The sequence below is a fragment of the Oenococcus sicerae genome (assembly GCF_004102045.2).
GTDB classification, from domain to species: domain Bacteria; phylum Bacillota; class Bacilli; order Lactobacillales; family Lactobacillaceae; genus Oenococcus; species Oenococcus sicerae.
Window position 1 is genome coordinate 1,013,820 of sequence record NZ_CP029684.2, and the last position, 25,591, is coordinate 1,039,410.

Here is a 25,591-nt window from a genome sequence, read left to right on the forward strand (position 1 = left end):
AACGAGGTAAATATAATGGTATCGGAATCGCAAGGGATTTGGCACTGGTTCTACGTTCAGCTTTTTACTAATTGGAAAAAATTCGAAGTCATTTACATTTCGATCTTGGTACTGCTGCAGTTAGCTGTTTATGCAATCGTACCGGATTCTGTGATCGGCATGATCTCAGGCGTTGCAGGTGTTCTTTGTTTGATTTATGGCATGAAAGGGCGCAAAATCAATTTCATTTTTGGCTTAGTTCAATGTTTGGCTATGTCTTATGTGGCTTGGATCAGTCATGCGTATGGGTCCTTTGCTATGGACATCGTGTATGTCATTTCTCAACCGATCGGTTGGTTTATGTGGGGCCACGATGAAGCAACGCACTCTTTTTCAAAGACGATACGCAACTGGATTTTCTTAGGTTCTTTTATTGCTTGGGCTGTCGGCTGGTGGATTCTCTCACTGCTTCACGGACAGTTGCCTTATTTGGACAGTATTAACTTTGTGGTCAGCATTATCGCTCAAACACTTTATATTTTAAAATATAAAGAAAATTGGTCACTATGGATCGTGGTTAATCTGGCAAACATTATTTATTGGTCGATTTTATCTATACAAATTGTTTCCGGCTACACGAAAATTGGTAATTTAGGTTCTGATCTATCTCAAGTTGCTCTGCAGGCTGCACTGCTATTCAACAGTGTTTACGCGATCAAAGTCTGGGGCAGTGGCGAGGCCGATAATGAAGGAGGCACTAGTGTCTAAGATCCCTGTCATTTTAGATTGCGATCCTGGCGTTGATGATGCTTTTGCGATCGTGTCGTCAATTTTGGATCCGCAAATTGATTTAAAACTGATTACGACGGTTTCTGGTAATGTCACGGTTGATTTGACAACAAAAAATGCTCTTTATTTAGTTCAAGATCTAAAATCGAAAGTGCCAGTGGCTTCCGGCGCTGCACGTCCGCTTTTGCGCGAATTGGAAGCTTATGAACCTTGGTTTGGCGAAAGTGGTTTAGGCGACTATCCTGATGCTAGCGGGAAACTGCTGCAAACGGCGACCGATGATAATGCCGTCGCGGAAATGTATCAACTTTTATCGGCTAGCGAAGAACCACTCACGATCGTTGGCACGGGTTCTTACACGAATTTGGGTCTTTTGCTTGTTGAGCATCCGGATATCGTTTACAAGATCAAGCAGTTTGTTCTCATGGGCGGTACTTTGTCGCAAGGCAATATGTCAAGTGTTGCTGAATTTAATATTTATTATGACCCAGATGCGGCTGACCTTGTTTATCGTTCGGGTGTGCCGATCGTGACAGCCGGAATCGATGTTTGCAAAAAAGCGCTGGTGACTTTCCAGAGTAATGATGCGATTGCTAAAATGGGCAAAGTTGGTCTGAAGCTAGCTGATTTATTAAAAAAGTATGCCGAAAAACAGGTTGCGGGCTATATTGTTTATGATTTGAATACGATTTCTTACTTGCTGCATCCGGAATTTTATAAATCTGAGGATTATTTTATTCAAGTCCAAAAAACCGGTCCGGCTCGTGGCGCGACTGTAGCCGATATTTCTAGTAAAAATGACGCTAATGTGAAAGTATTGACGGACGTTGACGATGCTAAACTAAATGCCTGGCTTGTTCAGGAACTAAGCCGCTTGGTTCAATAAATTTTCAACTGATATGCTGAGTTTTATTCATACATAAAAGCAATCCTGATGGACTGTTTTTTTGTATATCGAATAAGCAGATTAAAAATTATTTATGAAACAGTGACTTTGATTATCATCTTGAATTCTAAAAAGGCATTGATGAGAATGGGCTGACTAGTTTTTTGGCAAAAATTGGTATATTTGTTGAGGAGAATAAAAATGCGTTTATGGCATGAACAACTGATAGACAAGCTTCCGCGACAGCAATTGCTCGGTCAACATCGTGAGCTGGCTGCTTTAAGGGGCAATGGCTGGGGCAGATCGCATGCAACCGTGGATTATGTTTTTAAATACTCGCCTTATAAACTTTTCCAATTTCATCAGCTTGTGATCCAAGAGATGCTCAGACGCGGCTATGAACCTGATAAATTATGGTGCCAAGCCAATTATCGCGGCAAAAACTGTCAGCCCTATCAACACTTAACGGCCCTTTTACTGACTGATCCGATTTATCCAGAGCATAATGACGATTATCTCAAGATTTGCCTGCTTAATTTGGCAAACAAAGGTATTCATCTTTCGTGAAAAGGTCAGAGCTTTAATGCACAGAAGCTAATACTCAATCAAATAAAAAACATGCAATCTTGTTTGCATGTTTTATTATCGTTATGCATTTAAATAGGCATTTAAATGGCTCAAACGTTCATATTTTGCTGGTTTTTATGGCTAAAATAGGCTGTTTTTGCCCCTAAGAGAATCAATAAAGAGCTTATCAACCAGTCTATAAATGTTACATTGTTTTTGCAAGACGGGGATGATGATTGATCAAGGATAACAAGCGTAAGCTGCTGCCTGATGGCTTGTTTCGACCACGTTCCCACGCTTTGACCGTATTGACTGAAACACCCATAAAATTAGCAAAATTATCTTGGTCCATGTGTAAAGTGATTCTAATTCTCCGAGTCGTTTCTTTGTTAAAATCATCATCACTCAGCTTCCTTACCTTGACAGAATGGCGAACACGACTGTTTTCATCAATATGCACAATTTCAGAGATACCACTAAGATCACCCTTCAGTGCTTTAGAAACATCGCCGATACTTTCTTCTAGTAATTTGATATCTTCTTTATCCATGGCTTTTTTCAATCCTTTCCACTAGCTTCTTGATTAGTTTCTTTTCATCAGAAATTAAATTTTCTTCAACAGCCTTGGCAAAGATGATAAGTGCAAAAACATTTTGTCCTCTTTTGGCGTAATAGATGATTCGATAATCATTTTCCACCACTCTAATCTTCCAAACATGGCCAATGCCTGTTCCTGACTTAGGAAATATCGTTGTGTCTGGTCTTTGAGAAACGTACTCAGCAATTTTATCCCCAAACTCTTGTTTGACCTGTTTTTCCGCTCTACTGAGATTGTTCTTCTTCATGGACTTCTCAAAAGATTGTGTATAATATATTTCCGCACATCTATTATCTAGTACTCTTTGTCAACATCATTGACGCACACAAAAACGCCCATTACGGACGCTTTTTTCTTGTTTATACTTTACCTAGCTATCTGAGTCACATTTTTAAAGGTCTGAATATCATCTCTCACGGCTTGTGATAACGACAGGGCTCTATAAATGTGCACATAGCTCAGTTAAAAGAAATCTATGAAAGAAAAACCATCAATTTTTTGCTATTACTCGATTGCTCTTTTCAAAACACTGTTATTTGTTGTTTTGTATCTGTTTGATAATGGTTAACACTGACCGCATGATCACATACAGTACTAGTAATAAAGTAGTGAGAACCCAATTTATCCCAGAAATGCCATGAATGTTTGGGAGGGTCAAGGCACCGAATCCCAGTCCAATACATGCCAAGGCCAGTAAAACAACAAGAACTACTTGTCTGACGTTGATTGCTTTGGGAAACAAATTTGTAACACATTCCACTATAAAAACGATAGATAACGAAAAAATAATAGATGCTAGAATATCCATTGTAATTAACCTCACTGACTTCTTAAAATCCTATTCACATTCTATAACTTCAATAACTCCCACGCTTCAGGCTCAATCATGGTCAGCCACCTTTGCAGTGCGCCTGTTCGCTAAATATTGGTGTTCCATTGTCTGCGTGTTTTGATAAACATCATTGATTAAGGCGATCATACAGCCAGAAATACTTTGAACATGCTGATAGGCATCATAAAGCTTGAACACCTCTTCTTGCTTAGTTGGGTCAATAGCTGGATCCGTATGGTTGCTAAAAATGAATAGTAAGTCTTTAAGCTGGTTGACTTTGTTTTCTGTTTCATCAAAGGTTTTTTCATTGATCGTATAAGACATGTTTCTTCTCCATTTCATTACTTAAAAATTCGTGGTGTGTGTATAAAGTCATGACCTCAATAACCTCACTTTTCTAAAAACTCGTATTACTTTTCATATTACTTTCATAAGTAATATCAGGTAATATCTAGAACACCTAAACAAATAAAAAGCGCTCAACCGAGCGGTTAAAGCGCCTTGCCAACATACCTTTATGGAGTAGATGGGAGTCGAACCCATGTCCAAATCATCCAATCACATGAACATCTACGTTTATAGTTAACAGTTAATTTCGCTCTGAATTCGTTTGCTAACTTACAAACTCAGAGCTAGTTCGATTAATTTGTCACTATTTTTGTTCCGAACAGAAGCGCCAACAGCTAATCCACTATTAGGCCAAAATGTTGCCGTGGACTCAACAAGAGGCTACGCGACTGCGATCAAGCAGCTAATGCGTAAGATGGTTCATTATTTTTTGCAGTTATATCTGCAGTCTATGACCCGACAAACGGAAACGCAGTCCATGTTTGTAATAACCTGTCGAATTCCGGAACTACCCCCGAAATGACCAAGTCCATTATATCATGGCTCTTAGCCGCAATTTTTGTTACAATATTAAACGTGCTTTGGCTCCATGGTCAAGTGGCTAAGACGTCGCGTTCTCAGCGCGGAATCATGGGTTCGATCCCCATTGGAGCTATGCTAGATAAACTTTGTCGTGATTATCACTGCAAAGTTTTTTTGTGTCGAAAAGGTTGATTGTTTGCATGTTAAAATTTTCTTATTGCTTAAAGTATTAAGGAGTTTGAAATGCTAAAGAACTATCCTGCAAGTAAGTATCATCCTTTTGATGTTATTCTCGTTAAAGATTTTTCTCAAGATGAAATGATTGGTCTGGAAAACGACTATCACATCGAACCGCAACTCTTAGAATACGTCAACGATAAAAAGGGTCCAGCTCGCATTGACGATGATACAGATGACGAAAATGTGATTATGGTTTTTTGGGTACCGGTCAACGAAAAAAGTCACTCTGAGCCGGTTTCTGTTATTTTCAAGGCCAGAATATGTTTGTTTTTTCGAATTCTAAAATGAGTTTTTTTAATCAATCGATTGAGCAGTTATTGGTTAAACAGCATGATACTCGAACAGCTTTCTTGTTTGACTTGATTCTTTTAACAATGGACCGCTATATCGATATTATTTCGCGCCTATCCGAACGCGCTGAACATATCCAGGCACATTTAAGTTCACATCGTAATAATAAGAATTTTGAGGACCTGACGCGAGTTAATCAGGATATTGTTTTTTTGCGCCCATCAATTCAAGAAAATTCGGATTGTTTTGCTGAAATCAAATCATTTTATAAAGATGCGCGCGCGCAGCCTGACAAATCAGATATTCGTCAAATCCATAAAATCAATATTGCAGTCAAACAAACAACGAGAATGATCGATCTCATTTCAGAAAATATTCAGCAATTAAGCGATGCTTATGACCGTTTGATCAACAATGATCTGAATTCAATTATGCGTTTTTTGACAGTGTGGTCTTTGCTCTTGGCAATTCCACCGATCGTGAGCGGTTTTTATGGCATGAATATGCATTTACCGTTGGCACAAAATAACTTGTCCTGGTTGTTTTCGCTTGTGGTCACGGCTGTTTTAATGCTGATTTTGGTCATTTATTTACGCCAGCATCATTCTTTATAGCTGACTATTTTTTTACAACTCGACTTCAAAGTAATATTGGCGGTTTTGCCGAACTTGGTAAGTCAGCATCGCTAGACCCAAACTACCAGCGAAGACGCCTAAATACATATAGGGGTAGGCCGTGATACGAATGACAGAAACCGCGATCAAAGCAGCATTACTGAAATAACTGCTGAATAAATAAATGATTCGAAAAGGACGATTGAGGTAAATAAACAAGCAAATCGTCTGAAAGACATTTAACAAAGCGACTGTAATTGCTAAATAGATAGCAGCATTGATAATTGTTTGGTTGATTTGCGTCAATGGGAACCTTTCGATTTCATCCAGCATCAAAACCATGGCAATACTCATCGCGATGACAGTAATGAAAATTTTTTTGAACAACAGAAATAATAAAAGAAGTGGTTTATCATCATACATTAGAATTTATCTCATCCAAAGTCATTAGCTTTATAACCATACCATTATTAGCAAAATGATGAAGTAGAACCCAAGAAGGACGCTATCTTGAATCTTCCAAGTCATTTTGCGGAACTTACTGCGTTTTCTACCATCAGTATAGCCTCGCAAAATCATGGCTGTCGCTAAATCCTCGGCCCGTTTGATGGACCCGAGAAAAAAAGGTGTTAAAACGGGCAGAACAGCCCTAATTTGCTGCACAATAGAACCGGTATTTAAAAAAGAGCCCCTTGATTTTTGCGCATTCGTGATCGTATTGATTTCGCGGATAATTGTCGGCACGAAGCGTAAGGCAATCGATAAGGTTAAGACGATATCGTCTACAGGCAGTTTTAAAAATCGAAAAGGCTGTAAAAAGAAAGTCAGTCCATTAGCGATTTCAATCGAAGACGTTGTTAGCGTAAAAAGTGTTGCCATACTGATCGCGACTGTGAAGCGTAGGAATAGGAATATCCCTGTTTTTAAGCCAATGCTAGTGATCGAAATGATGCCCCAAGAGAAAAATGTACTGCCGCCTTTGGAAAACAGCAGCTGCAAAATGGCCGTCAATAAAATCATGATCAAAAAAAATCGGATGCCTTTTAGAAAAAACATCACCGGTATTCTAGCTGCCAGCAAAGCCGCTGAGCAAAGGGCTAGCAATATGACGAAATCAATAGTGCTATTGGCTATAAAACTTAGAAAAATCATCAGAAACAGCGTGATTATTTTATTTCTTGCGTCCAATTGATGAACGAAGGATCTGCCTGCTAAGTAACGTCCAAAAACAATATTCATTGTAGCTTACCTATCTTTTTTTTAGCAAAAATTGTCTGAAAAAAATGAGTCAGTTCTGCTTCATTAATTGGTAGCGGCCCATCATATTTCACGCCTTTTGCTATTAATTTATTGGCCAAATCAAGTGATTGCGGCATGATTATTTTCTTTGCTGCAAGCCATTGCTGACCATGAAACATCTCAGAAACACTGACCTGTTTGACTAGACGGCCTTTTTCCAAAAATAATACCTGATCTGCATCATTGGCAACGTCTTCCATTGAATGCGTGACTAACAAGATCGTCATATGTTGTTGTAGCTGCAGGTTTTTGACTAATTTCATGATTTCCTGCTGACCAATAAAATCCAAACCAGCTGTTGGTTCATCCAAAACAAGTATCTCTGGCTGGGCAGCCAAAACACCTGCAATGGCCACGCGTCTCATTTGGCCGCCGGATAATTCTAAAGGTGATCGGGTCAAAAATTCTCTTGTTAGACCAACTCTAATTAGTGATGCAGCTGCGATCTGGTCAGCTGCAGTTTTAGACATACCGAAATTCAAAGGTCCAAATTCGATATCTTCTTCAACTGTGTTCGCGAATAATTGATTTTCAGGAAATTGAAAAACGACGCCTACTTTTTGCCTAAGCAGTCTTAATTCTTTTTCACGACTGGATGACTGGATTTTTTGATCGTCAATTTGAACAAAACCGGCTGTCGGTTTGAGTAAACCGTTTAAATGATTGATCAAAGTTGATTTGCCGCTGCCTGTTTGACCAATGATCGCTGTGTAAGAGCCGTTTTTGATACTGAAATTGATATCTGTCAACGCTTGGACCGCGAAGGGCGTCTTGGCCTGATAGGTGTAACTCACATTTTTGAATAAGATCGCCATATTTGTGTCACCATGCTTTCTGAGCTTGTATAAGAATCAGGCAAGAACAGCCCGAGATCTGCAAGATCTTTTCTGATGCGTCTTGTGAAAGGAACTTCCAATCCAAAAGAAGTTAGTTTATCATCTTGAATCAAAACGTCTGCCGGTTTGCCTTCTAATACTTTTTTCCCTTGATCGATCACGATAACTTGATCAGCCTGTTGAGTTTCGGCGATATTATGTGTAATGGCGATGACCGTGATTTTGTATGCTGACTGCAGTTTTCTTAAAATGTTCAGCAGTTCTTGGCGACCATTCGGGTCCAGCATACTAGTTGCTTCATCTAAGATAATCATTCGTGGGCGCAAGGCGATGACACTGGCTAAAGCAACACGTTGTTTTTGGCCTCCGGATAAGCTTTCTGGTTCGCGATCAGCTAAGTCAGCTATGCCTACTTCGATTAGTGCAGAGCGGACTTTTTTAATCATTTGATCACGGCTGACATCGTGGTTTTCCAAGCCGAAGGCGACATCATCGGCCACGGTTGCGGCGACAAATTGATTTTCCGGATTTTGAAAAACGACGCCGATCTGGTCCCGAATCGAATCAATATTGTTTTCATTGATTGTTCGATCAAAAAAATCGATCCTACCGCTAATTTGACCAGCTGCCAGTCCTAAAATCAATTTGATTAACGTTGTTTTGCCACTGCCATTGCGGCCGATGATCGACAGCCAGTCGCCTTCTTGAACAGAGAGATTAATATGCTGCAAAATTTTCTTGGAATTGTGCTTATAGGCAAAAGATAAGTCGGATATTTCAATCGCGTTGTTTGTCAAAATGAGATCTTCCTTTTCTGTCTTTAGTCATTTCGCTGCCAGTAACGCAAAATCGGCAACGTGATCAGTGGTGTCGCAATTGCTGATAAAACAGCTTCTGGGATACCATTGCTGGCAATCACAGCGACTAAAAGCGCAGCGATGTACTTGGGACTCGAAACGCCGTAAGCATGAGCGACTGATGGTGTGCGGTAGAAAATATAAATGAGGCCCAGTATCAGGACTGTGTTGATCAAGGCACCGATCAGGCCGATGAGTGCTAAATAAAGTGATTGTTTCAGATTAATTTTTTTAAAGAATATCACCAAATAACCGGCTGCAAGGCCAACTAGGATTCTTGGCAGTATTGAAATCAGCGGGTTCGTAAAGATAAGTGGTTCTACTGGGCTCGTGGGTGCTGTAAAGGCCCTGAGGCAGGATAAAAATCCCCAAACACCGCCAATGATCGCACCGTCTGTCGGCCCAAGCAGCACGGCAGCGATAATGACTGTAATTTGGATAATTGTCAAACTCAAAGGCCCGATTGGAATATACCCTAGCAAGGGTACGAAATTTTGAATGATAACAATGGCGATAAAAAGCGCCATGATAGCTAAATGAAATGCTTTTGTTTGATGTATCATGATTGATCCTTCTCTACCAGCGGCTTAGATGTTACTAATTATAATATCTTAGCGAAGTTCAAATGAATAGTGTTTGTCTGCTGCCAGTGGGGAGCACGCGGCAGCTGATGCAGATCACCATGCTAAGGGCTGGTTCCCGGCCACTGGCGTGCTAGTCAACAATTGGCCATTAGCTCTGGCAGCCATTTGCATAGCGAGTGCGGCATTGCTGATTTTTACCGGTCGAAAGAAAAATAATTAATTTTTAAGCTCTGAATTTATTAGAGCTTTTTTTGTTCGAAAAATATCATAGTCGCTGATCAATATCATGACTTAAATTTTTTGTTGGAAAAAGTTAAAAAAAGCTGGATAATTGGTATATTATTCTCTAACATACCGTCATGAAATCATTCATTGACAATAGGACAATTCGAGACGAAACGGCCCCGACCCATTTCTCTTTAGAAAACAGCCATGCGACGAAAATCGTCTTTCAAAATGCGCCGTTCGTTTGGCAAGAATTTTCTTTTTTGAATCGTGCAAATGAGCGTCATAACTGGGTGTTTGATCAAACTATTTTCAATCAGAGAGACAAACAGGCCAAGCAGCATTTTCCCGTGATCATACATGAGAATTCGATTACTTTTCAAACGGATCCGAGCTGTCAATTGGCCGATGCGCTTTTCCAAGTTACTTATAGCCTTTTTGAAGATAATTCATTAACGATTAAATTCGATAACCTAAATGATACTGGATCGGATTTAGCGTCGATCTTTCTGAAAACTGGCTGGCGGCTGGCAAGTGACTGGACTAAGTCATTACAGATTTATTCTAAGCCGGTTGAATTAAGCCAAGATGATGTTGGAAAACCAGAGAAACAACTGTGGGCATCGGCTCTATTTGATCCAAAAAAACAAGCAGCCGTTATTTTAGAAAATAATCAAACAAAAGCCACGCTGCAGATCTTTAGCAATTTCGATGGACTGGCTTGGTCGCTGATGGCTTTGAAACAGGAAAAAATCTTGTCGCTGACGATGCAAAACAGAATCATTGATGGCCGGTCACAGGATCATGGCTACTGGACAACATATAAAATTAAATCATAAGGATTTTTATGCATAGCTTAACTGAAGGAAAACCGATTAAATTAATAATTTTCTTTACGATTCCTCTTCTGTTAGGAAATCTTTTTCAGCAGCTTTATACTTTCACAGATACCTTGATCGTGGGTAGGGCTTTGGGTGTCAATGCATTGGCGGCTGTTTCGCTTGGTGCAACGCTGAACTGGCTGCTGGTCGGTTTTGCTCAAGGATTTACAGCTGGTACAGCTATCGTGACAGCCAAACGCTTTGGTGCGGGTGATTTCCGCGGTGTCCGTCAATCAATGGTCACGACGATACTTTGTACGGCGATTTTGACAGTAGTTGTGACTTTTATTGCAGTTGTTTTTAATAAACAAATTTTGGAATTGATGCAGACGCCTAAAAATGTCATGACGCAAGCTAATACCTTCTTGACGATTCTTTTGGGATTTATGTTTACGACCATGAGCTATAATTTGGCTGCTAATGCGATGCGTGCGATCGGCAATTCCAGAGCACCTTTAATTTTTTTGATCGTCGCAGTTGTCTTGAATATTATTTTAGAAATTTTGTTCATTGTTGTTTTTCATTGGGGGATCGCCGGTGCAGCTTTTGCGACTGTGATCGCACAGTTGGTTTCCGGAATTATTAGTTTTGTTTATATTTATAAAGTGCTGCCGGTTTTGCAAGTTCGTCGCGGTGACTGGCATAGCAGCTGGTCAGATATTCAGGAACATCTGCGTTTTGGCTTGCCGATGGCGTTTCAGAATTCCATTATTGCGATTGGCAGCGTCATTTTGCAAACAGCTCTGAATACGCTGGGAACGGATTCGGTTGCTTCGTCAGGTGCCGCCTCTCGTATTGACCAGTTAGCTACTCTGCCGATGATGAGCATCGGCATCACGATGGCCACTTTTGCAGCTCAAAATCTCGGTGCCAGAAAATATTCCCGAATTCTGGAAGGTGTCAAACAAGCATTGATCGTGGGCAGTATCTGGGCGATCTTGATGTCTGTATTGGAAATTAGTTTCGGCCATTATCTGGTCCAGCTGTTTTTAGGATCTGGTGGCGAGCAAACTCATATTTTGAATCTTTCGAGAATTTATTTTGTGGTCAACGGGGGTCCCTATATCCTATTATCAACGCTCTTTTTGATTCGCTACACGCTGCAAGGATTGGGCAATGCTTCAGTACCAACGATAGCTGGTATTTTTGAACTATCTATGCGAGCTTTTGCAGCCCTGATCTTGGTCGGTATCTTTGGTTATGCTGGGGCGGTTGCGGGTACGCCATTGGCTTGGTTCGGGTCGCTGATGGCCTTAATGCCGGCATGGATCTCAGCCCAAAAAAAATTAAAGAAATTAAAGAATGGTCAACGAATAAATAATAAACTTGAGAGCATTGATTGATCTTGTGAGCTCACGATTGGCCTTTATTCGCGATTCCGTCTATAATAATAGTCAGGAATGGTCAAATTATGGCAGAAACTAATATTTCAGATGTAATCGAACAATATCTAAAGGCGATCCTTGATCAAGACGAAATTGCTGAAATCAAACGCAGTGAGATCGCAAGTCGTTTTGCAGTGGTCCCAAGTCAGATTAATTACGTGATCAATACGCGTTTTACTTTGCAAAATGGTTATGTTGTTGAATCAAAACGTGGCGGTGGCGGCTACATCAGAATTGAGCACGTCGATTTAGTTGATGATACGAAAATATTTGACGAGCTGATCGATTACATCGGCGACTCAATTGGTGATAATAATGCTGATCAAATTATCGCGGCGCTTTTGGAAGACAAGGTAATCAGTGAGCGCGAAGCGAATATTATGATCGCAGCAATTGACAAGAACTCATTGCGGATCTCCGATAAAGTAACAGAAAATACAGTTCGGGCTCGTGTCCTTGTGGGCATGATCAATCGACTGAGATTTGAGAGCACAAACATTCATGGATAATCAATATACAGCATCTGCAAAAAATGTTTTACTCTTAGCACAAGAACAAGCTAAGTATTTTAAACATGAAATTGTTGGTTCTGAGCATTTGTTATTAGCTTTGGCTTTGGAAAAAGATGGTTTAGCCAGTAAGGTGCTTCAGGATCACAATGTCACCGATGACGATATTAGAAATGAAATTGAACAGTTCACAGGTTATGGTTCTCACGAAAATGTGAGAGCTGGTTTTTTGGCTTATTCGCCTAAAGCGCAGGAAATTTTAAAAAATGCAGCTTTGCAGGCTCAAAGTCTTGGTGCACGACAAGTTGCAACGGAACACTTATTGTTGGCACTATTAACGGATGAATCGATTTTGAGTTCACGAATTTTAGCTAGCCTTGATGTACGTGCCCAAGATTTAACCCGTGCTGTTTTTAAGCGAATTGGTGTTGATCCAAGCCAACAAAAAGCGCAACCACAGCGCCAGACCAGCCAGCAGGGCACGCCAACGCTAGATGCCATGTCTCGTGATCTGACAGCATTAGCCACGATCGGACAAATTGATCCGGTTGTTGGTCGAGACAAGGAAGTCCATCGCGTGATTCAGATTTTGAGCCGGCGTACGAAAAATAATCCAGTTTTGATCGGCGAGCCAGGTGTTGGTAAGACGGCCATTGCTGAAGGGCTTGCTCAAAAAATCGTTTCCGGACAAGTGCCTTTCGATTTGGTCAATAAGCGTTTAATGGCACTAGATATGGGAGCTCTGATCGCTGGAACGAAATATCGCGGTGAGTTTGAAGACCGTTTGAAAAAGATTATCAATGAAATTCACGAAGACGGTCAAGTGATTCTGTTTATTGATGAATTGCATACTTTGATCGGTGCCGGCGGTGCCGAAGGGGCGCTTGATGCCTCTAATTTGTTAAAACCGGCTTTAGCTCGTGGTGAATTGCAGACGATCGGTGCAACGACTTTTGACGAATACCAAAAATATATCGAGTCGGATCAGGCTTTGGAACGTCGTTTTGCCAGTGTTACGATCGACGAACCCAGTCAGGCAGTGTCTGTTGAGATATTAAAAGGTCTGCGTCCCCGCTATGAAGAGCATCATCATGTTAATATTTCTGATGAAGCGATTGAGGCTGCTGTCAAATTGAGTTCACGTTATGTGACGGATCGCTTTTTGCCGGATAAGGCCATTGATTTAATGGATGAAGCGGCAGCCAAAGTTCGCATTGATACTGCTCAGCCTGAAGACAAGAAAGCGGATTTAGAGAAACAGTTGGATAATTTGCGCGATCAACTGGATCAAGCTGTATCAGCTGGTAATTTTGATCAAGCGACCAAGATCCGCCAACAGGAAATTAAAATTCGAAAACAGTTGGCTGTTATTGTGACTGATTCATTAATCAATGGTACAAAAGACCATCAGTATAAGCTGACTGTCAGCGAACAAGATATTGCTGATGTCGTCGGCCAGCAAACAGGCATTCCAGTCACTCAGTTGCAAAAGACGGAGTCTGACCGTCTCTTGCACTTGGAAAAAATCCTGCATCAGCGTGTTGTCGGTCAAGACGAAGCGATTTCGGCAGTTTCTCGGGCCATTCGCCGCGCAAGATCCGGCATTAAAGATCCAAGTCGTCCAATTGGCACTTTTATGTTTCTCGGTCCAACTGGTGTCGGTAAAACAGAATTAGCCAAGGCGCTAGCTGAAGCGATGTTTGATTCGGAAGACAATATGATTCGAGTAGACATGTCCGAATACCAAGAGTCTTACTCTGCTTCGAGACTGATTGGATCGGCTCCTGGCTATGTTGGCTATGATGAGGGTGGTCAACTGACTGAACGCGTTCGTAATCATCCGTATTCAGTTGTGTTGTTGGATGAGGCTGAGAAAGCCCACCCTGATATCTTTAATTTGTTGTTGCAGGTTTTTGATGATGGCTATATGACAGATTCTAAGGGTCGCAAAGTTGATTTTCGAAATACGATCATTATTATGACATCAAATCTGGGTGCGACTCGGATTCGTGATAATAAACATGTTGGCTTTGGCGCCATCGAGCCGCAAGATAGTTACAAAGCGATGTCAGCTGAAATTCAAGATGCTTTAAAAGAACATTTTCGTCCTGAATTCATCAATCGAATTGATGAAATTGTGATTTTTCATTCCTTAAGCAAGACGGAACTGCATAAAATTGTTGAGTTAATGAGTAACACTATTTTGCAGCGCGTTGCCGAACAAGGTATCTCAATTAAGATGAGTAAGATCGCGATTGATTTTGTTGCCAAGGCTGGTTTTGATCCCGAATACGGTGCTCGCCCGATCCGTAGAGCTTTTCAAAATAATGTCGAAGATAAGATATCTGATGCTTTATTGGCTGGTGATATTGAGTCTGGGGATGCGATTACCGTCAGTTCTAAAAAAGGAAAGATCGATCTTTTGATTCATCGCCCAGTCGAAAAGACGACTAAATAAAATTCTTGATCATGCATATTTGCAATAAAAGTTAAGTTATTGCAGAGATGACTGCTTGATAAAGGATTTTTTTGTTTGCCAATTAAAATATAATAACTTTATGGCTAATTATATAAAAGATATTCGTGCGAAAGTTGGACACATGCCTCTGATCATGGTTGGTGTCGGTGCGGCTTATATTAAAGATAAAAAAGTGTTGCTGCAGGAACGTGCTGATACTGGCGGCTGGGGATTACCAGGCGGTTATATGGAGTACGGCGAGACGATCGAGGAAACTTTAAAACGTGAATTCAAAGAGGATGCTGGTCTAGAAATTGTTTCATATAAATTTTTAAAAAACTTTGATCAAGAATTTTTTACCTATCCGAATGGTGATCAGACGCAGGTGCTAACGCCTTTTTATTTAGTCACGCAAGTGAAGGACGGCCCAGCAGATTACGACCAAGCGGAAACAACAGCGATTGATTTTTTTGATTTTGACCAATTACCGGATATTCACTTTGAATCTCATCGCCGTATTCTAAATTACGTGAAAACATTGGTCTGATCAGTCAGCAGCTAATTTTGCATGCAGATTCTCAGTGAGAAACTGCCACAAGGGCGGCGTAATGCGAAGCTGTTTCAAATCATTCGCACTCATCGAATAACGAATATTCGACTCTTGGCCTGCTTGAACCTTTTCGATCCATTGCGGTTCACGCAGATACTCGTGTCCTAAAGCAGCAAAATCGAATCCCTGCTCGATGACTTTTTCAGCTTGTTGCGGCCGTGCAATATTGCCAACAACGATTAGCGGCAAAGCGCCATCAAGACGCGTTTTGATTTGTTCGATGACCGGTGTTTTGTCTGCGGGATCATTTTTGGATGTCTGCCAAACATCAGCTGTCGAGATGTGCAGGTAGTCAATCGGCTGTGTTTTCAAAACATCAATGAAAGCTAATGTATCAGATAAACGAATACCAGGGTTTTCAATTTCTTCCGGAGAAATTCGATATCCAACTAAAAATGGCCGATCTGCATATTGTTCCACGATGCGGTGCACGTGATTGATAACGGCCAGTGGGAACTTCATTCGCTTTGTTAGACTACCGCCCCAATCATCCAGACGACGATTGGAGTGTGGGGAAAAGAATTGCTGCAGCAGATAAGTGTTAGCACCATGCAGCTCGATACCATCGAAACCGACTTGGATGGCACGCCGAGCTGCCTCGCCGAAATCAGAAATAATTTGCTGAATATCATCGTCCGTCAGACTCATTGGTATTTCGGCACCTGGCCGCAATGAAGCAATAGCTGACGGGCTGACGGCCTTTTTGCCACGAAGAATTTTGGAATTGCTGATCCGTCCCGCATGATGGAGCTGCAAAATTGCTTTAGTGCCGTTGATGGAGATCGTATGTGCCAGTCGGCTTAAACCTGGTAATTTATTATCGTTTGCACAGCTTAATTGACCTTCAAACCCCTTGCCGCCATCACTCACATTGCTAGCCGGCGTGATGAAAAGACCAACGCCGCCTGTTCGTAAAGCGAAATAATCCAACTCATCTTGTGTGACGCTGCCATCTTCAAAACTAGAGCACTCAGTTATTGGTGGTATGACGATCCTGTTTTTAATTGTGATGCCGTTTTTAAATTTAAAGGGTTGCAAAAATTGATAGTTAGCCATGATATTCTCCTCGATTACTGATAATGATACCCCTTACATAAAGTCTTATTGTGAGTTTTATCGAGTCATTTTGTTATAATTTTGAGTGAGGTAAATCCAGTGAAGAAAGCATTGATTTTAAATGAATTAAAAAATTAAAATCGGTGTTTTTTTATATTTTGTAAAGGCCGCCGATTTTTAGAAAAGGTGGTTTTTATGTATTTAACGATTAAAAATTTGACGAAGTATCTCGACTCGCAACTGCTATTTAATATTGATTATTTGACTGTCGACCATGTTGCTCAAATTGGCATTATTGGCGATAATGGCCAAGGGAAGACAACCCTTTTAAATATTTTGGCACAAAAAGATCGCGCTTTTTCTGGCTATTTGCAAGTCAAAGGTCGAAGCACTTTTGTCCGTCAATTAAATGACTTTAATGATTTGTCCGGCGGTCAGAAAACGCGTGCCTTGCTCGAAGAGGCTTTCATTCAACGACCAGAACTTCTGCTCTTAGATGAGCCGACAACGCACTTAGATGAGCAAAATGTGAATTGGCTCTTGCAGCGACTGGGACGTTTTTCCGGCATCGTGATCGCCGTTTCTCACGATAGGTATTTCTTGGATCATTTTGCTGAAACGATTTGGTCCTTTAGCGATCATCGAGTTAAGGAATTCAAAGGCAGTCTGGATCATTTTGAGCGCGGTTTAACAAGCCGGCGATCTCACGAACAAAAAGCTTATCAAGCGGCAGGCAAACATCGCCAAAAACTAGAAAAGACAGCTCAAATCACGAAAGAACATGCCGATAAATTATCGAAAAGCAGTGTTCGCAATCCTGTGATCGCAAAGAAAGCAAGAGCCTTGTATCAATTAGTGAAAAATAATCAGCGGCAGATCGAAAATTTGGAAAGTGTGAAGAAGGTTTTTCATAAAAAAGCACTGAAATTACAAAATCCGATTGACCTCCCCCAAGGGAAAAAGCTCATGAAAGTTTTGAATTTGCCAGTTAAACGCAATTCGCAAACATTGATTGATGATCTGACTTTTGGCATCGCAACTGCTGATAAGCTGGCTTTAATAGGTGAAAATGGTTCCGGTAAGTCAACTGCGATCGAAAGAATTTTGGCTAGTTCGGCGCCGATGGTTACACGATCAGAAACTTTGAAGATCGGTTATTTTCATCAAGATCTAGGTCAATTAGACGATCATAAAACGCTGCTGCAAAATATTCTGGATGCTTCCTTAGAAAACGAACAGACTGCCCGTGATTTCCTCGGTGCGTTTGGTATGCGTCGTGACAAGGTTTTTCAAGCAACCGCCAGTTTGTCGGGTGGCGAAAAAGTAAAACTATCTTTGATTCAAGTACTGCTGTCTGGTGCTGATCTTTTGATTTTAGATGAACCGACCAATTTTCTTGATCTATCAGCTGTCGCAGCTTTGGAGCAGTTTTTGATTGATTATAGCGGTGGACTGCTGCTTGTTTCCCATGATTTAGCATTAGTAGAAGCAGTTTGCAATAAGATTTTAAAAATTGAAAAGCAACGTATAATTGAAATATGAGTATTTTAGATGAAACATTTGAATTGAACAATCAAACAAAAATACCGAAACTAGCTTTTGGTACTTGGCGTTTAAAAGATGGCGACGAGGCTTATAACGCTGTCGCTTCCGCTTTGAAAATCGGCTATCGACACGTTGACACGGCTTTTCATTATTTCAATGAGAAATCAGTTGGCCAAGCAATCAAGGATTCGGGCTTAAAACGCGATCAAGTCTTTTTGACAACGAAATTGCCGGCTGAAATTAAAAATCATGATGATATTCTGAAAAATTTCCAAGAATCGCTGGATAATCTGCAGACAGATTATGTTGATCTTTACTTAATTCATGCGCCATGGCCGTGGAGCGATATTAATTTGGATTATCGATATGATGGTGCTAATCAAGAGGCTTGGCGGACGATGGAAGAAATTTATCAGTCTGGCCGTGCTAAAGCGATCGGTGTTTCGAATTTCGATGTCCATGATTTAAAAAACTTGGAAAAGATTTGGTCGGTCAAACCGGCTGTTAACCAAATTGAATTTTATGTTGGCTGGACACAGCCAAAAATTGTTTCTTACAGCAAGTTACTTGGCATCCAGCTTGAGGCATATTCACCACTAGCGACTGGTGGTTTGGCTACTCAAGCTGAAATTCAAAATATCGCGGAAAAATATCGCGTATCTGTGCCGCAAACCGCTTTGAAATACGTACTCCAAAAAGGTATTCTGCCTTTGCCGCGCGCAACAAAAGCTGAACACGCTAAATCGAATGCCGATCTTAATTTTGAAATTTCTGCTGATGACATGACTATTTTGGATCATATTCCTGACACTGGGCAGGCACGTCATAACGTGACGATGGGCTGATCAATGGCTGAAGGGAATTACATCAGTAAAATTCGTGCCAAAATCGGTCATGATCCTTTGGTTATGGTTAATACATTTGCACTTCTTTGGAATGAGAAACATGATGCCATTTTCTTAGAACGGCGCGCTGATATATCGAATGGCTGGGGCTTTCCTGGCGGTTTTGTTGAGTATGGCGAATCACCCATGGCCGCGATCGTGCGTGAATTTAAAGAAGAGACAAACTTGGATGTTCGCGTTAAAAAGCTGTTTGAAATGATTTCGACTGTTAATCCGCATAATTCTTGGGGGGATGCGCAGGAAAATTTAAGTCTGGGCTTTGAAGTCGAATTACTGGGTGGTCAATTAAAAGTCGATCAAGTGGAGACTTTAGATGCTAAATTTGTGTCGGTTGATCCGGAACCGAAGATGTTTGTGCCGCCCGCTCAGGAAAACATGCATCGTATTTTAACTTGGCAGGATCGGCCAATTCCTTGGCTGATCGATAACCAGCAAAAAAGATCTTAGTTGTGAGACTGAGATCTTTTCTTTTTGGCAAGCAGCCAAATAAGGATGTAAAAAATAATAAGCAGTGCAACTGTTGCAATGGCCAAGGTGATTCTGCCTGTAGAATGTTCGCTCATCAGGAACTGACCAATTGTTGGGAATCTTGTTGAAATCCCTAAGACTGCGTATCCAATAATGACAATCACCAATGGCAACCATATTTTTCGGTCCTGCTTTTTTTCTCGAAGATAGAGAATGATTCCGATACTGGTTAAAACACTAATAACTGCGATTCCTATTGGACCTTCCAGCCTGATCTTAAAGGATGTCTTTGTGAATAATAAGATTAAAAATCCTGGCGCTGCGGCTACTGAAAATGCCAGGGACTGTGCTACTCTTTTAAAAATTATTTTCTTACGAGATATTTTCTTTTGGCTGTAAATACCTTTTCCAATTATCCAAACTAACAAGCTGATCAAGCACAGAAAATACGTAGCTGATAAGAGCATCGAACCTAAATCATATGAATGTCTGAGATCAATGGTAGTTGGAAAAAACGCGCAGTAGATAAAAGCTAAAACTGATATGAGATACCATTTGAATGTTTCAAAATAGTTATTGGGCAGTGACTCGATTAAAGCATTGGCATTTTCTTTAGGACTTTTGCCGAAATATTCTTCAGCTGAAATACCTCTGGATTGTGCATCAATGATATCCTGCAAAATCTCTAGCAAAACGCTTTCTGTTTGATAACTGTCTTTTGCTAAAGGCTTTAATCGCACATACAGCAGCAAGTCGCTATAATATGCTTCATTTTCTTCATTCAATTTACTTCGACGATGATTGTTTTTTTCGATTAGTTCCGCTGTTCTCATGATTTAGCTTCCACCTTTATTAATTGATTAACATTTTGTTGAAGATCTTGCCACTGCTCTAGAAAAATTTTTTTTTCACGCAGACCTTGTTCACTTGTATGATAATATTTGCGTTCAGGGCCATCTGCTGAGGGGTGCATGCTGCCAATAATTAAGTTCTTCTTCTCCATATTCAGCAGTAAGGGATAAATAGTTCCTTTTGGCGTGTTTTGAAAACCATATTTTGCCAATTCTTGGCTGATCATGTAACCATACATTTCTTGTTGACTCAGAAGCACGAGCAGGCAGCCTTGCAGAATACCTTTTAACATTTGCGATGATCTTTCTTGCACCATGGCAGCTCCTTTACTAGCTTGCAATGCTGACTAGTAATATAACATGGCATCATCTATTTTGCAATGCATACTAGCTGGATCAAATGCGATATCTTATAATTTATGAATAGTTATTTTTTGGAGGGAAACATGGATCTTGGACTCATTTCAATTATTGTGCCAGTCTTTAATCGTTCGGAAACAATCGTCAAAACGGTTAACAGCCTGCTAAAACAAAGTTATCAAAATATTGAAATTATCTTAGTAGATGACGCCTCGACCGATATTAGTTTTGGGATCAATCAATTATTCGTTCGAAGTGATCCACGTGTGAGAGCGCTGCGAAATAGTCAAAATATGGGTGTATCAGCGACGCGCAATCATGGTTTAAAAGTGGCTAAGGGCAATTGGATCGTTTTTGTTGATGCTGATGATTGGGTCGAAGCCGACTACATTGAAAATTTTGTCAAAATGGCGCAAAAAAGTGAGGCCGAATTATTGATTTCTGGTCATTTGGGGGATCATAGTTTGGCTCGATTAGAATTGCCATTTTCTAAAAAAATGATGACTAGTCGAGAAGTTATTGAAGATGTTATAGGCGAACTTGGACCGATCGGCGGCTATCCTTGGAACAAAATGTTCAAACGATCAATTATTCAACGCTACACAATTCATTTTCACGAGGAGATTTCTTTTTTAGAAGATGAACTTTTCACGATTGAGTATGCTCAGCACATCAACAAGGCTTATTACGACAGCAAAGCTTATTATCATTATGAGATTCAGGAAGATAGTTTGAGCGTGAATGGTCTTTCTAAGATGCTGCCGGCTATCAAACAACGCGATGCAATTTTATTGGCCGAGGGTATCGATCCTGATGATTATCGACATGATCCTATCTCTGTCAGCCGAAAAGATTGGGGAAGCTGGAAAGAGAATCTTAAAACGAATGGTTCGGAAAGTTTCTAAGACTGTTTTTCAACCAGAAGTTAGTACTATCTTAAATGTCTGATAAAAGCGATTTTAAAATTATTCATCGCGATAGAATGGTTTTATATGATCAAATTTGAGAGAATTTATGCAACAGAGAGCAAGGGATACCGTGTGTTAATTGATCGCTTATGGCCGCGCGGTATTAGTAAAGAAAAAGCAGCGATTGATTTGTGGGCTAAAGATATTGCACCATCGACTGAGCTGCGCCAAAAATTCCACGATCAGGAAATTGATGACATGGCTTTTCGAGCACTTTATTTAACGGAACTAGCTAGCAACCCAGCTACTGCAGGGTTTTTGCAGACGCTCAAGGCGCATGTAGACAGCGTGCTGCTTTATTCAGCTAAAGATGATCATGAAAATAATGCGAAGGTGTTAGCTGATTATTTGAAACGTCAGGGAATCGATTTTAAACAACAACAAGCTCAAGGAGCAAACGAAAATAACCAAAAAACAGAAGCCTAAATTTATGCATGTCGTCCATCCTTGGCCGCCCTTATATGATAAAAATTCCAAAATTCTTTTATTAGGCAGTTTGCCATCGCCTAAATCCTTGGCTTTTGGCTTTTACTATGGCAGTCCGCAGAATATTTTTTGGCCGACCTTAGCCAAAATTTTGGCTGTTGAAGAACCGGAAAAGACCAAAGAAGCACGACTCGCATTTGCTTTAAAATATCATATTGCTATTTGGCAGACGTTGAAATCTGGTGATATTATCGGTGCTCAAGATGCAACGATCAAAAACCCAATTGCCAACGATTTTTCTAGCATTTTGGCTCAGGCTCGCATTAAGACGATCTTTACTGAGGGGAAGAAATCAACAGAACTTTTTAATAAGCTGGTCGCACCAAATATTGGCCAAGAGGCGGTCTATCTGCCTTCGACCTCACCAGCGAATCGTGCTACTCAGGCAAAGGCTATTTTTATGGAACGCTGGTCTTTGGTTGGCAAAGCTTTACAAGAAGTGTAGTTAAGGATATTTGTGAAAGCGTTTCCAAAGTTTTGACATATAATTGACAATATGAATATTTTATTAGTTAGCGCTTATCCCAATGCAAAAAGTTTTGATGCAGCTATTGTTAAAGATATTGCTGATAATGTGCCGGTTAAAAATAATTTGAAGATCCTTGATCTTTATGCTGACGATTTTCAGCCGGTACTCTATTTCGATAATGACCATCCGCGACGAGAACTTAAAAATGATCCTGAAATGGCCAAGTATCGTGATCTGTTCACTTGGGCCAAACAGATTATTTTTGTGTTTCCGATTTGGTGGGGTGGTATGCCGGCCATTCTAAAGGGCTTTGTGGATCGATTGATCGTGGCCGGCTTTGCTTATCGATATGTTGATGGGCATCCGACCGGTTTATTGACAGGGCGCAATGCTTGGATCGTGACCACTTATGATTCTGATAATTATGCTGCTCACGGTGAAATTGATTATGGTTATGTATTGAAAAATCAAGTTCTTTTAATGAGTGGTATTCGAACCACTGCTTCTTTTCAGTTGGGCAATATGAAACACACGGAAGCCGACAAACGCGAATCTTTTCTGGAAAAGATTAAAAACGCGGCACAAACATTAGGCTGATTTTTTTGATAAATACTTAAGTTTGTGATTTAAGTCCTTAAATTTCACAATGTTTTTTATTTCACAATAATATGCTATATTGTCTTTGTAAATTTTTGTACAAATTGGAAAAGTGCATGTTTACCGATTCCTAAAAATTGAAGAAATCAAAGATCTTTTATGATACTGAGCCTGCAAAACTGATTTCAGCTGTTGGCGATGGATGCTTATAAAAGACAGAATGTAACTAACCAAAGAAAGTGGAAAACTATTATGAAAGCAGCAGTTGTTCGTGAAAAAAATGATGGGTTCGTTGATCTGATAGATGATTGGCAGCCACGTGCCTTAGGTTTTGGAGATGCTTTAGTTGACGTTGAATATTGTGGATTGTGTCATACAGATCTGCATTGTGCAAGCGGAGATTTTGGCGATCCAAATACGTTAGGTGAACGTAATGGCAATTTCCGCCGTGTGATCGGGCATGAAGGTGTTGGCATTGTTTCTAAATTAGGGGAAGGTGCTGATGATTATTTGAAGGTCGGCGACCGTGTATCGATCGCTTGGTTCTATGGCGCCTGCGGCGTTTGTGATTATTGTGTTTCCGGCAATGAGACCTTCTGCCGTAAAGTGAGAAATTCAGGTTACACAGTCGATGGTGCTATGGCTCAACAAGTAGTTGTTGATGCTAAATACGCTGTCAAAGTTCCTGCAGGTCTTGACCCTGTTGAAGCCTCTTCGATTACTTGTGCTGGTGTGACCATGTACAAGTCTTTGAAGGTCGGCGAGACAAAGCCTGGCCAGTGGGTATCTGTTCATGGTGCTGGTGGATTAGGCAACTTGGCCGTTCAGTATGCACATAATGTCTTTGGTGCTCACGTGGTCGTCATTGATGGCAACCCAGACAAATTGGAAGCTGCTAAAGAAAATGGTGCCGAAGTATTGATCAACCGTAAGCAGCCAGGAATCGATGTTGCTGCCGAAATTCAAAAAGCAACCGGTGGTGTTAACAACGCGCAAGTAACAGCTGTTAATGATGCTGCCTTCAAACAGGCCGTTGATTCATTGCGCCCAATGGGAAAGCTAGTTGCTGTTGCATTGCCGCAAGGCGACATGTCTTTGAATATTGTCAAAACAGTTCTGGATGGTATCGAAGTCCGTGGCTCATTGGTTGGAACTAGAGGCGACTTGAAAGAAGCCTTCCAGTTCGGAGCTGAAGGAAAAGTTCACCCGATCGTTGAAAAAGCTGACTTTAATGATTTGAACGATGTTATCCAAGAGATGAAAAACGGCTCCATTACTGGCCGTAAAGTCTTCGATTTCACTCATATGTAATGTATCAGGGCAAAAAATCAGTTTTGTTAAAACTCGCTTAGGCGAGTTTTTTATTTAAGTTCGATCGTGAAAATTTCATAGTTTTCAATATAAAGATTATTGAGATTCTGCATTAATAAGACCAGCCAGCCAAAAGCCAAACTAAAAGAAATGATCTCAAAAGCGGTCAGCGACAAATAATGAACCGTTTGAAACAATATTTCAGACAAAACCATTAAGCCGGCAAAACCGTAAGCCGTTAGCAGGAATTCGCGCGTTACATTCGGGAGCAGCCATTTAAGACTAATGATCACCGCTAAGATGAAAACTACCAGCAAGTTAGCGGACCACCAGTGGAGCTGGTGCAGCCAATCAATGGATCGATTGTTTTGAAAAACGCCGACCAAGCCGAACATAATAGAAGTACCTACCAGCAAGGCGCGGAGTATTTGCATTTTCCTTGTCGCAAATTTTTTGATTTGAAACAGTAGGGAGAAAATATAATCAATCAGTGTCAGCATGACTAAGGCTGAAAAAATCAAAGTGAAATTGAACTGCCACCAGTTGTTTGACAAATTAGATCCTAGATAAGAAAAATTGATTTGCCACCAATCTTCTTGGGAATTGGTAATCATCGACAAAAATATACCGCCGACTAAAGTCGCGATCATGACGGTTGCTATTGTTGAAAAGCTGATAGATTGAGCAGCATTCATCATTAAGTAGCTGGCGATGCCGACGAATCCAGCGATCAGGGCCGAACTTGTATACGGATCCAAAATGACACCATGAAAAGCGAGATCAACGAAATAAAAGAAAAAAGAAGTAATAGCAAAATTTAAAATCGTAAAAGCGGTCGTGAGTGTTATGACTGAACGAATTTTTATCCAAAAATTGGTAGCAACCAGCTGATTTTGGCCGAGCAGGAATAACGCAATCAGAAATGTCATGAATCCAAAGAAGACAGCTAAATAAATCGTAATTTGACTGATCGAATTAGCACCTGATAAGTGGACATGACTCGTTTTTTGGACCATAAAATTAATCAGCGCAACGATTCCAGCCAACAGGCCTGGGACCATAAACCACCTTAAGGATTGGGTCTGGCTGCTAGCTCGGTCTTTTTTGGGTTCGATAATAATTTTGTCGCGATCTACGCGAGCTAGAAGTTCATCTCCGTAAGTTAAAGAAAGCCGATTCAAGGTTTCTTTAGGGATCGAGATGTGTATTTGTTGATTTGCAGTCATTAACTAAGTTTATCTCAAAATTGGATCCTGTTGGCACTG

At 40.6% G+C, this 25,591-nt stretch carries 31 protein-coding genes, 1 tRNA gene and 1 other RNA gene; 20 read left to right on the top strand and 13 right to left on the bottom strand.

Annotated features, from left to right (window positions below; genetic code table 11):
* Positions 1 to 15: 15 nt before the first annotated feature.
* From pnuC to DLJ48_RS05075, 3 genes are all read left to right on the top strand, one after another.
* Positions 16 to 747 (top strand): nicotinamide riboside transporter PnuC, encoded by a 732-nt coding sequence (gene pnuC, locus DLJ48_RS05065; RefSeq protein ID WP_128686421.1) that lies wholly within the window; start codon positions 16 to 18, stop codon positions 745 to 747.
* Entirely contained in the window at positions 740 to 1,654 is a 915-nt protein-coding gene (locus tag DLJ48_RS05070; RefSeq protein WP_161566112.1) for a nucleoside hydrolase, read from the top strand. The genes pnuC and DLJ48_RS05070 overlap by 8 nt, the downstream gene beginning before the upstream one ends.
* A gap of 201 nt (positions 1,655 to 1,855) precedes the next feature.
* The gene (locus DLJ48_RS05075; protein WP_128686423.1) at positions 1,856 to 2,221 is read left to right on the top strand and encodes a TIGR02328 family protein; all 366 of its coding nucleotides are present in this window, start codon (positions 1,856 to 1,858) and stop codon (positions 2,219 to 2,221) included.
* Positions 2,222 to 2,426: 205 nt separating this feature from the next.
* Here the strand turns inward: DLJ48_RS05075 and DLJ48_RS05080 are convergent, their stop codons facing one another.
* From DLJ48_RS05080 to ssrA, 4 genes are all read right to left on the bottom strand, one after another.
* On the bottom strand, positions 2,427 to 2,771 hold the full coding sequence (locus DLJ48_RS05080) for a type II toxin-antitoxin system MqsA family antitoxin (protein WP_128686424.1): 345 nt from the start codon (positions 2,769 to 2,771) through the stop codon (positions 2,427 to 2,429).
* Entirely contained in the window at positions 2,764 to 3,066 is a 303-nt protein-coding gene (locus DLJ48_RS05085) for a type II toxin-antitoxin system RelE/ParE family toxin (RefSeq protein ID WP_128686425.1), read from the bottom strand. The genes DLJ48_RS05080 and DLJ48_RS05085 overlap by 8 nt, the downstream gene beginning before the upstream one ends.
* Before the next feature lie 633 nt (positions 3,067 to 3,699).
* A complete protein-coding gene (locus DLJ48_RS05090) occupies positions 3,700 to 3,975 on the bottom strand; it encodes a hypothetical protein (RefSeq protein ID WP_128686426.1) in 276 nt (91 codons plus the stop codon).
* 191 nt (positions 3,976 to 4,166) lie between these two features.
* Positions 4,167 to 4,514, bottom strand: a transfer-messenger RNA (tmRNA) gene (ssrA, locus tag DLJ48_RS05095).
* Between the two features lie 68 nt (positions 4,515 to 4,582).
* Here ssrA and DLJ48_RS05100 point away from each other — a divergent pair.
* The 3 genes from DLJ48_RS05100 to DLJ48_RS05110 all read left to right on the top strand — a co-directional run bounded on the left by DLJ48_RS05100 (position 4,583) and on the right by DLJ48_RS05110 (position 5,666).
* Positions 4,583 to 4,654, top strand: a tRNA-Glu gene (locus DLJ48_RS05100).
* 110 nt (positions 4,655 to 4,764) lie between these two features.
* Positions 4,765 to 5,049, top strand: coding sequence for a magnesium transporter CorA family protein (locus tag DLJ48_RS05105; RefSeq protein ID WP_128686427.1), 285 nt, complete (start codon positions 4,765 to 4,767; stop codon positions 5,047 to 5,049).
* Positions 5,046 to 5,666 (top strand): magnesium transporter CorA family protein, encoded by a 621-nt coding sequence (locus DLJ48_RS05110; RefSeq protein ID WP_161566113.1) that lies wholly within the window; start codon positions 5,046 to 5,048, stop codon positions 5,664 to 5,666. Before DLJ48_RS05105 ends, DLJ48_RS05110 begins: the two co-directional genes overlap by 4 nt.
* 12 nt (positions 5,667 to 5,678) lie before the next feature.
* On the opposite strand, the gene DLJ48_RS05115 is transcribed toward DLJ48_RS05110, so the two are convergent.
* From DLJ48_RS05115 to DLJ48_RS05135, 5 genes are read right to left on the bottom strand one after another with little or no spacing between them, the layout of a single operon-like run.
* A complete protein-coding gene (locus tag DLJ48_RS05115) occupies positions 5,679 to 6,089 on the bottom strand; it encodes a hypothetical protein (protein WP_128686429.1) in 411 nt (136 codons plus the stop codon).
* 30 nt (positions 6,090 to 6,119) lie between these two features.
* The gene (locus DLJ48_RS05120; RefSeq protein WP_128686430.1) at positions 6,120 to 6,905 is read right to left on the bottom strand and encodes an energy-coupling factor transporter transmembrane component T family protein; all 786 of its coding nucleotides are present in this window, start codon (positions 6,903 to 6,905) and stop codon (positions 6,120 to 6,122) included.
* Complete coding sequence (locus tag DLJ48_RS05125) at positions 6,902 to 7,780, bottom strand: energy-coupling factor transporter ATPase (protein WP_128686431.1); 879 nt, start codon at positions 7,778 to 7,780, stop codon at positions 6,902 to 6,904. Before DLJ48_RS05125 ends, DLJ48_RS05120 begins: the two co-directional genes overlap by 4 nt.
* Positions 7,756 to 8,598: an energy-coupling factor transporter ATPase gene (locus DLJ48_RS05130; protein WP_128686432.1), complete on the bottom strand. Its 843-nt coding sequence runs from the start codon at positions 8,596 to 8,598 to the stop codon at positions 7,756 to 7,758. The genes DLJ48_RS05125 and DLJ48_RS05130 overlap by 25 nt, the downstream gene beginning before the upstream one ends.
* Positions 8,599 to 8,621: 23 nt before the next feature.
* Complete coding sequence (locus DLJ48_RS05135) at positions 8,622 to 9,221, bottom strand: ECF transporter S component (protein WP_128686433.1); 600 nt, start codon at positions 9,219 to 9,221, stop codon at positions 8,622 to 8,624.
* A 73-nt stretch (positions 9,222 to 9,294) separates the two neighbouring features.
* Here DLJ48_RS05135 and DLJ48_RS05140 point away from each other — a divergent pair, with 73 nt between their 5' ends.
* From DLJ48_RS05140 to DLJ48_RS05165, 6 genes are all read left to right on the top strand, one after another.
* The gene (locus DLJ48_RS05140) at positions 9,295 to 9,462 is read left to right on the top strand and encodes an LPXTG cell wall anchor domain-containing protein (protein WP_128686434.1); all 168 of its coding nucleotides are present in this window, start codon (positions 9,295 to 9,297) and stop codon (positions 9,460 to 9,462) included.
* 139 nt (positions 9,463 to 9,601) lie between these two features.
* Positions 9,602 to 10,306 (top strand): hypothetical protein, encoded by a 705-nt coding sequence (locus DLJ48_RS05145; RefSeq protein ID WP_128686435.1) that lies wholly within the window; start codon positions 9,602 to 9,604, stop codon positions 10,304 to 10,306.
* Positions 10,307 to 10,314: 8 nt separating this feature from the next.
* Positions 10,315 to 11,691, top strand: a complete 1,377-nt coding sequence (locus DLJ48_RS05150) for an MATE family efflux transporter (protein ID WP_128686436.1) — start codon at positions 10,315 to 10,317, stop codon at positions 11,689 to 11,691.
* A gap of 68 nt (positions 11,692 to 11,759) precedes the next feature.
* Positions 11,760 to 12,242, top strand: a complete 483-nt coding sequence (locus tag DLJ48_RS05155; protein ID WP_128686437.1) for a CtsR family transcriptional regulator — start codon at positions 11,760 to 11,762, stop codon at positions 12,240 to 12,242.
* A complete protein-coding gene (locus DLJ48_RS05160; protein WP_128686438.1) occupies positions 12,235 to 14,700 on the top strand; it encodes an ATP-dependent Clp protease ATP-binding subunit in 2,466 nt (821 codons plus the stop codon). The genes DLJ48_RS05155 and DLJ48_RS05160 overlap by 8 nt, the downstream gene beginning before the upstream one ends.
* 100 nt (positions 14,701 to 14,800) lie before the next feature.
* Entirely contained in the window at positions 14,801 to 15,247 is a 447-nt protein-coding gene (locus DLJ48_RS05165) for an NUDIX hydrolase (protein WP_128686439.1), read from the top strand.
* Here DLJ48_RS05165 and DLJ48_RS05170 read toward each other — a convergent pair whose 3' ends face one another.
* Positions 15,248 to 16,366: an NADH-dependent flavin oxidoreductase gene (locus tag DLJ48_RS05170; RefSeq protein WP_128686440.1), complete on the bottom strand. Its 1,119-nt coding sequence runs from the start codon at positions 16,364 to 16,366 to the stop codon at positions 15,248 to 15,250. It abuts the gene before it with no gap.
* 195 nt (positions 16,367 to 16,561) lie between these two features.
* Here DLJ48_RS05170 and DLJ48_RS05175 point away from each other — a divergent pair, with 195 nt between their 5' ends.
* The 3 genes from DLJ48_RS05175 to DLJ48_RS05185 are packed head-to-tail and all read left to right on the top strand — an operon-like array spanning position 16,562 to position 19,263.
* A complete protein-coding gene (locus tag DLJ48_RS05175) occupies positions 16,562 to 17,908 on the top strand; it encodes an ABC-F family ATP-binding cassette domain-containing protein (RefSeq protein ID WP_128686441.1) in 1,347 nt (448 codons plus the stop codon).
* Positions 17,905 to 18,756 (top strand): aldo/keto reductase, encoded by an 852-nt coding sequence (locus tag DLJ48_RS05180; protein WP_128686442.1) that lies wholly within the window; start codon positions 17,905 to 17,907, stop codon positions 18,754 to 18,756. Before DLJ48_RS05175 ends, DLJ48_RS05180 begins: the two co-directional genes overlap by 4 nt.
* A 3-nt stretch (positions 18,757 to 18,759) precedes the next feature.
* Positions 18,760 to 19,263: an NUDIX domain-containing protein gene (locus DLJ48_RS05185; protein ID WP_128686443.1), complete on the top strand. Its 504-nt coding sequence runs from the start codon at positions 18,760 to 18,762 to the stop codon at positions 19,261 to 19,263.
* Here the strand turns inward: DLJ48_RS05185 and DLJ48_RS05190 are convergent.
* Complete coding sequence (locus tag DLJ48_RS05190; RefSeq protein ID WP_128686444.1) at positions 19,260 to 20,117, bottom strand: hypothetical protein; 858 nt, start codon at positions 20,115 to 20,117, stop codon at positions 19,260 to 19,262. The genes DLJ48_RS05185 and DLJ48_RS05190 overlap by 4 nt on opposite strands.
* Entirely contained in the window at positions 20,114 to 20,452 is a 339-nt protein-coding gene (locus DLJ48_RS05195) for a PadR family transcriptional regulator (protein WP_128686445.1), read from the bottom strand. Before DLJ48_RS05195 ends, DLJ48_RS05190 begins: the two co-directional genes overlap by 4 nt.
* A 129-nt stretch (positions 20,453 to 20,581) precedes the next feature.
* Here DLJ48_RS05195 and DLJ48_RS05200 point away from each other — a divergent pair, with 129 nt between their 5' ends.
* The 5 genes from DLJ48_RS05200 to adhP all read left to right on the top strand — a co-directional run bounded on the left by DLJ48_RS05200 (position 20,582) and on the right by adhP (position 24,326).
* On the top strand, positions 20,582 to 21,400 hold the full coding sequence (locus DLJ48_RS05200) for a glycosyltransferase family 2 protein (RefSeq protein ID WP_161566114.1): 819 nt from the start codon (positions 20,582 to 20,584) through the stop codon (positions 21,398 to 21,400).
* An 87-nt stretch (positions 21,401 to 21,487) separates the two neighbouring features.
* Complete coding sequence (locus tag DLJ48_RS05205; protein WP_128686447.1) at positions 21,488 to 21,889, top strand: DUF488 domain-containing protein; 402 nt, start codon at positions 21,488 to 21,490, stop codon at positions 21,887 to 21,889.
* Between the two features lie 4 nt (positions 21,890 to 21,893).
* Positions 21,894 to 22,394, top strand: a complete 501-nt coding sequence (locus DLJ48_RS05210) for a DNA-deoxyinosine glycosylase (protein ID WP_128686448.1) — start codon at positions 21,894 to 21,896, stop codon at positions 22,392 to 22,394.
* A 51-nt stretch (positions 22,395 to 22,445) separates the two neighbouring features.
* Entirely contained in the window at positions 22,446 to 23,015 is a 570-nt protein-coding gene (locus tag DLJ48_RS05215) for an NAD(P)H-dependent oxidoreductase (protein WP_128686449.1), read from the top strand.
* A gap of 252 nt (positions 23,016 to 23,267) precedes the next feature.
* Complete coding sequence (gene adhP / locus DLJ48_RS05220) at positions 23,268 to 24,326, top strand: alcohol dehydrogenase AdhP (protein ID WP_128686450.1); 1,059 nt, start codon at positions 23,268 to 23,270, stop codon at positions 24,324 to 24,326.
* Between the two features lie 50 nt (positions 24,327 to 24,376).
* Here the strand turns inward: adhP and DLJ48_RS05225 are convergent, their stop codons facing one another.
* Positions 24,377 to 25,552: an AbrB/MazE/SpoVT family DNA-binding domain-containing protein gene (locus DLJ48_RS05225; protein WP_128686451.1), complete on the bottom strand. Its 1,176-nt coding sequence runs from the start codon at positions 25,550 to 25,552 to the stop codon at positions 24,377 to 24,379.
* Between the last annotated feature and the right edge of the window lie 39 nt (positions 25,553 to 25,591).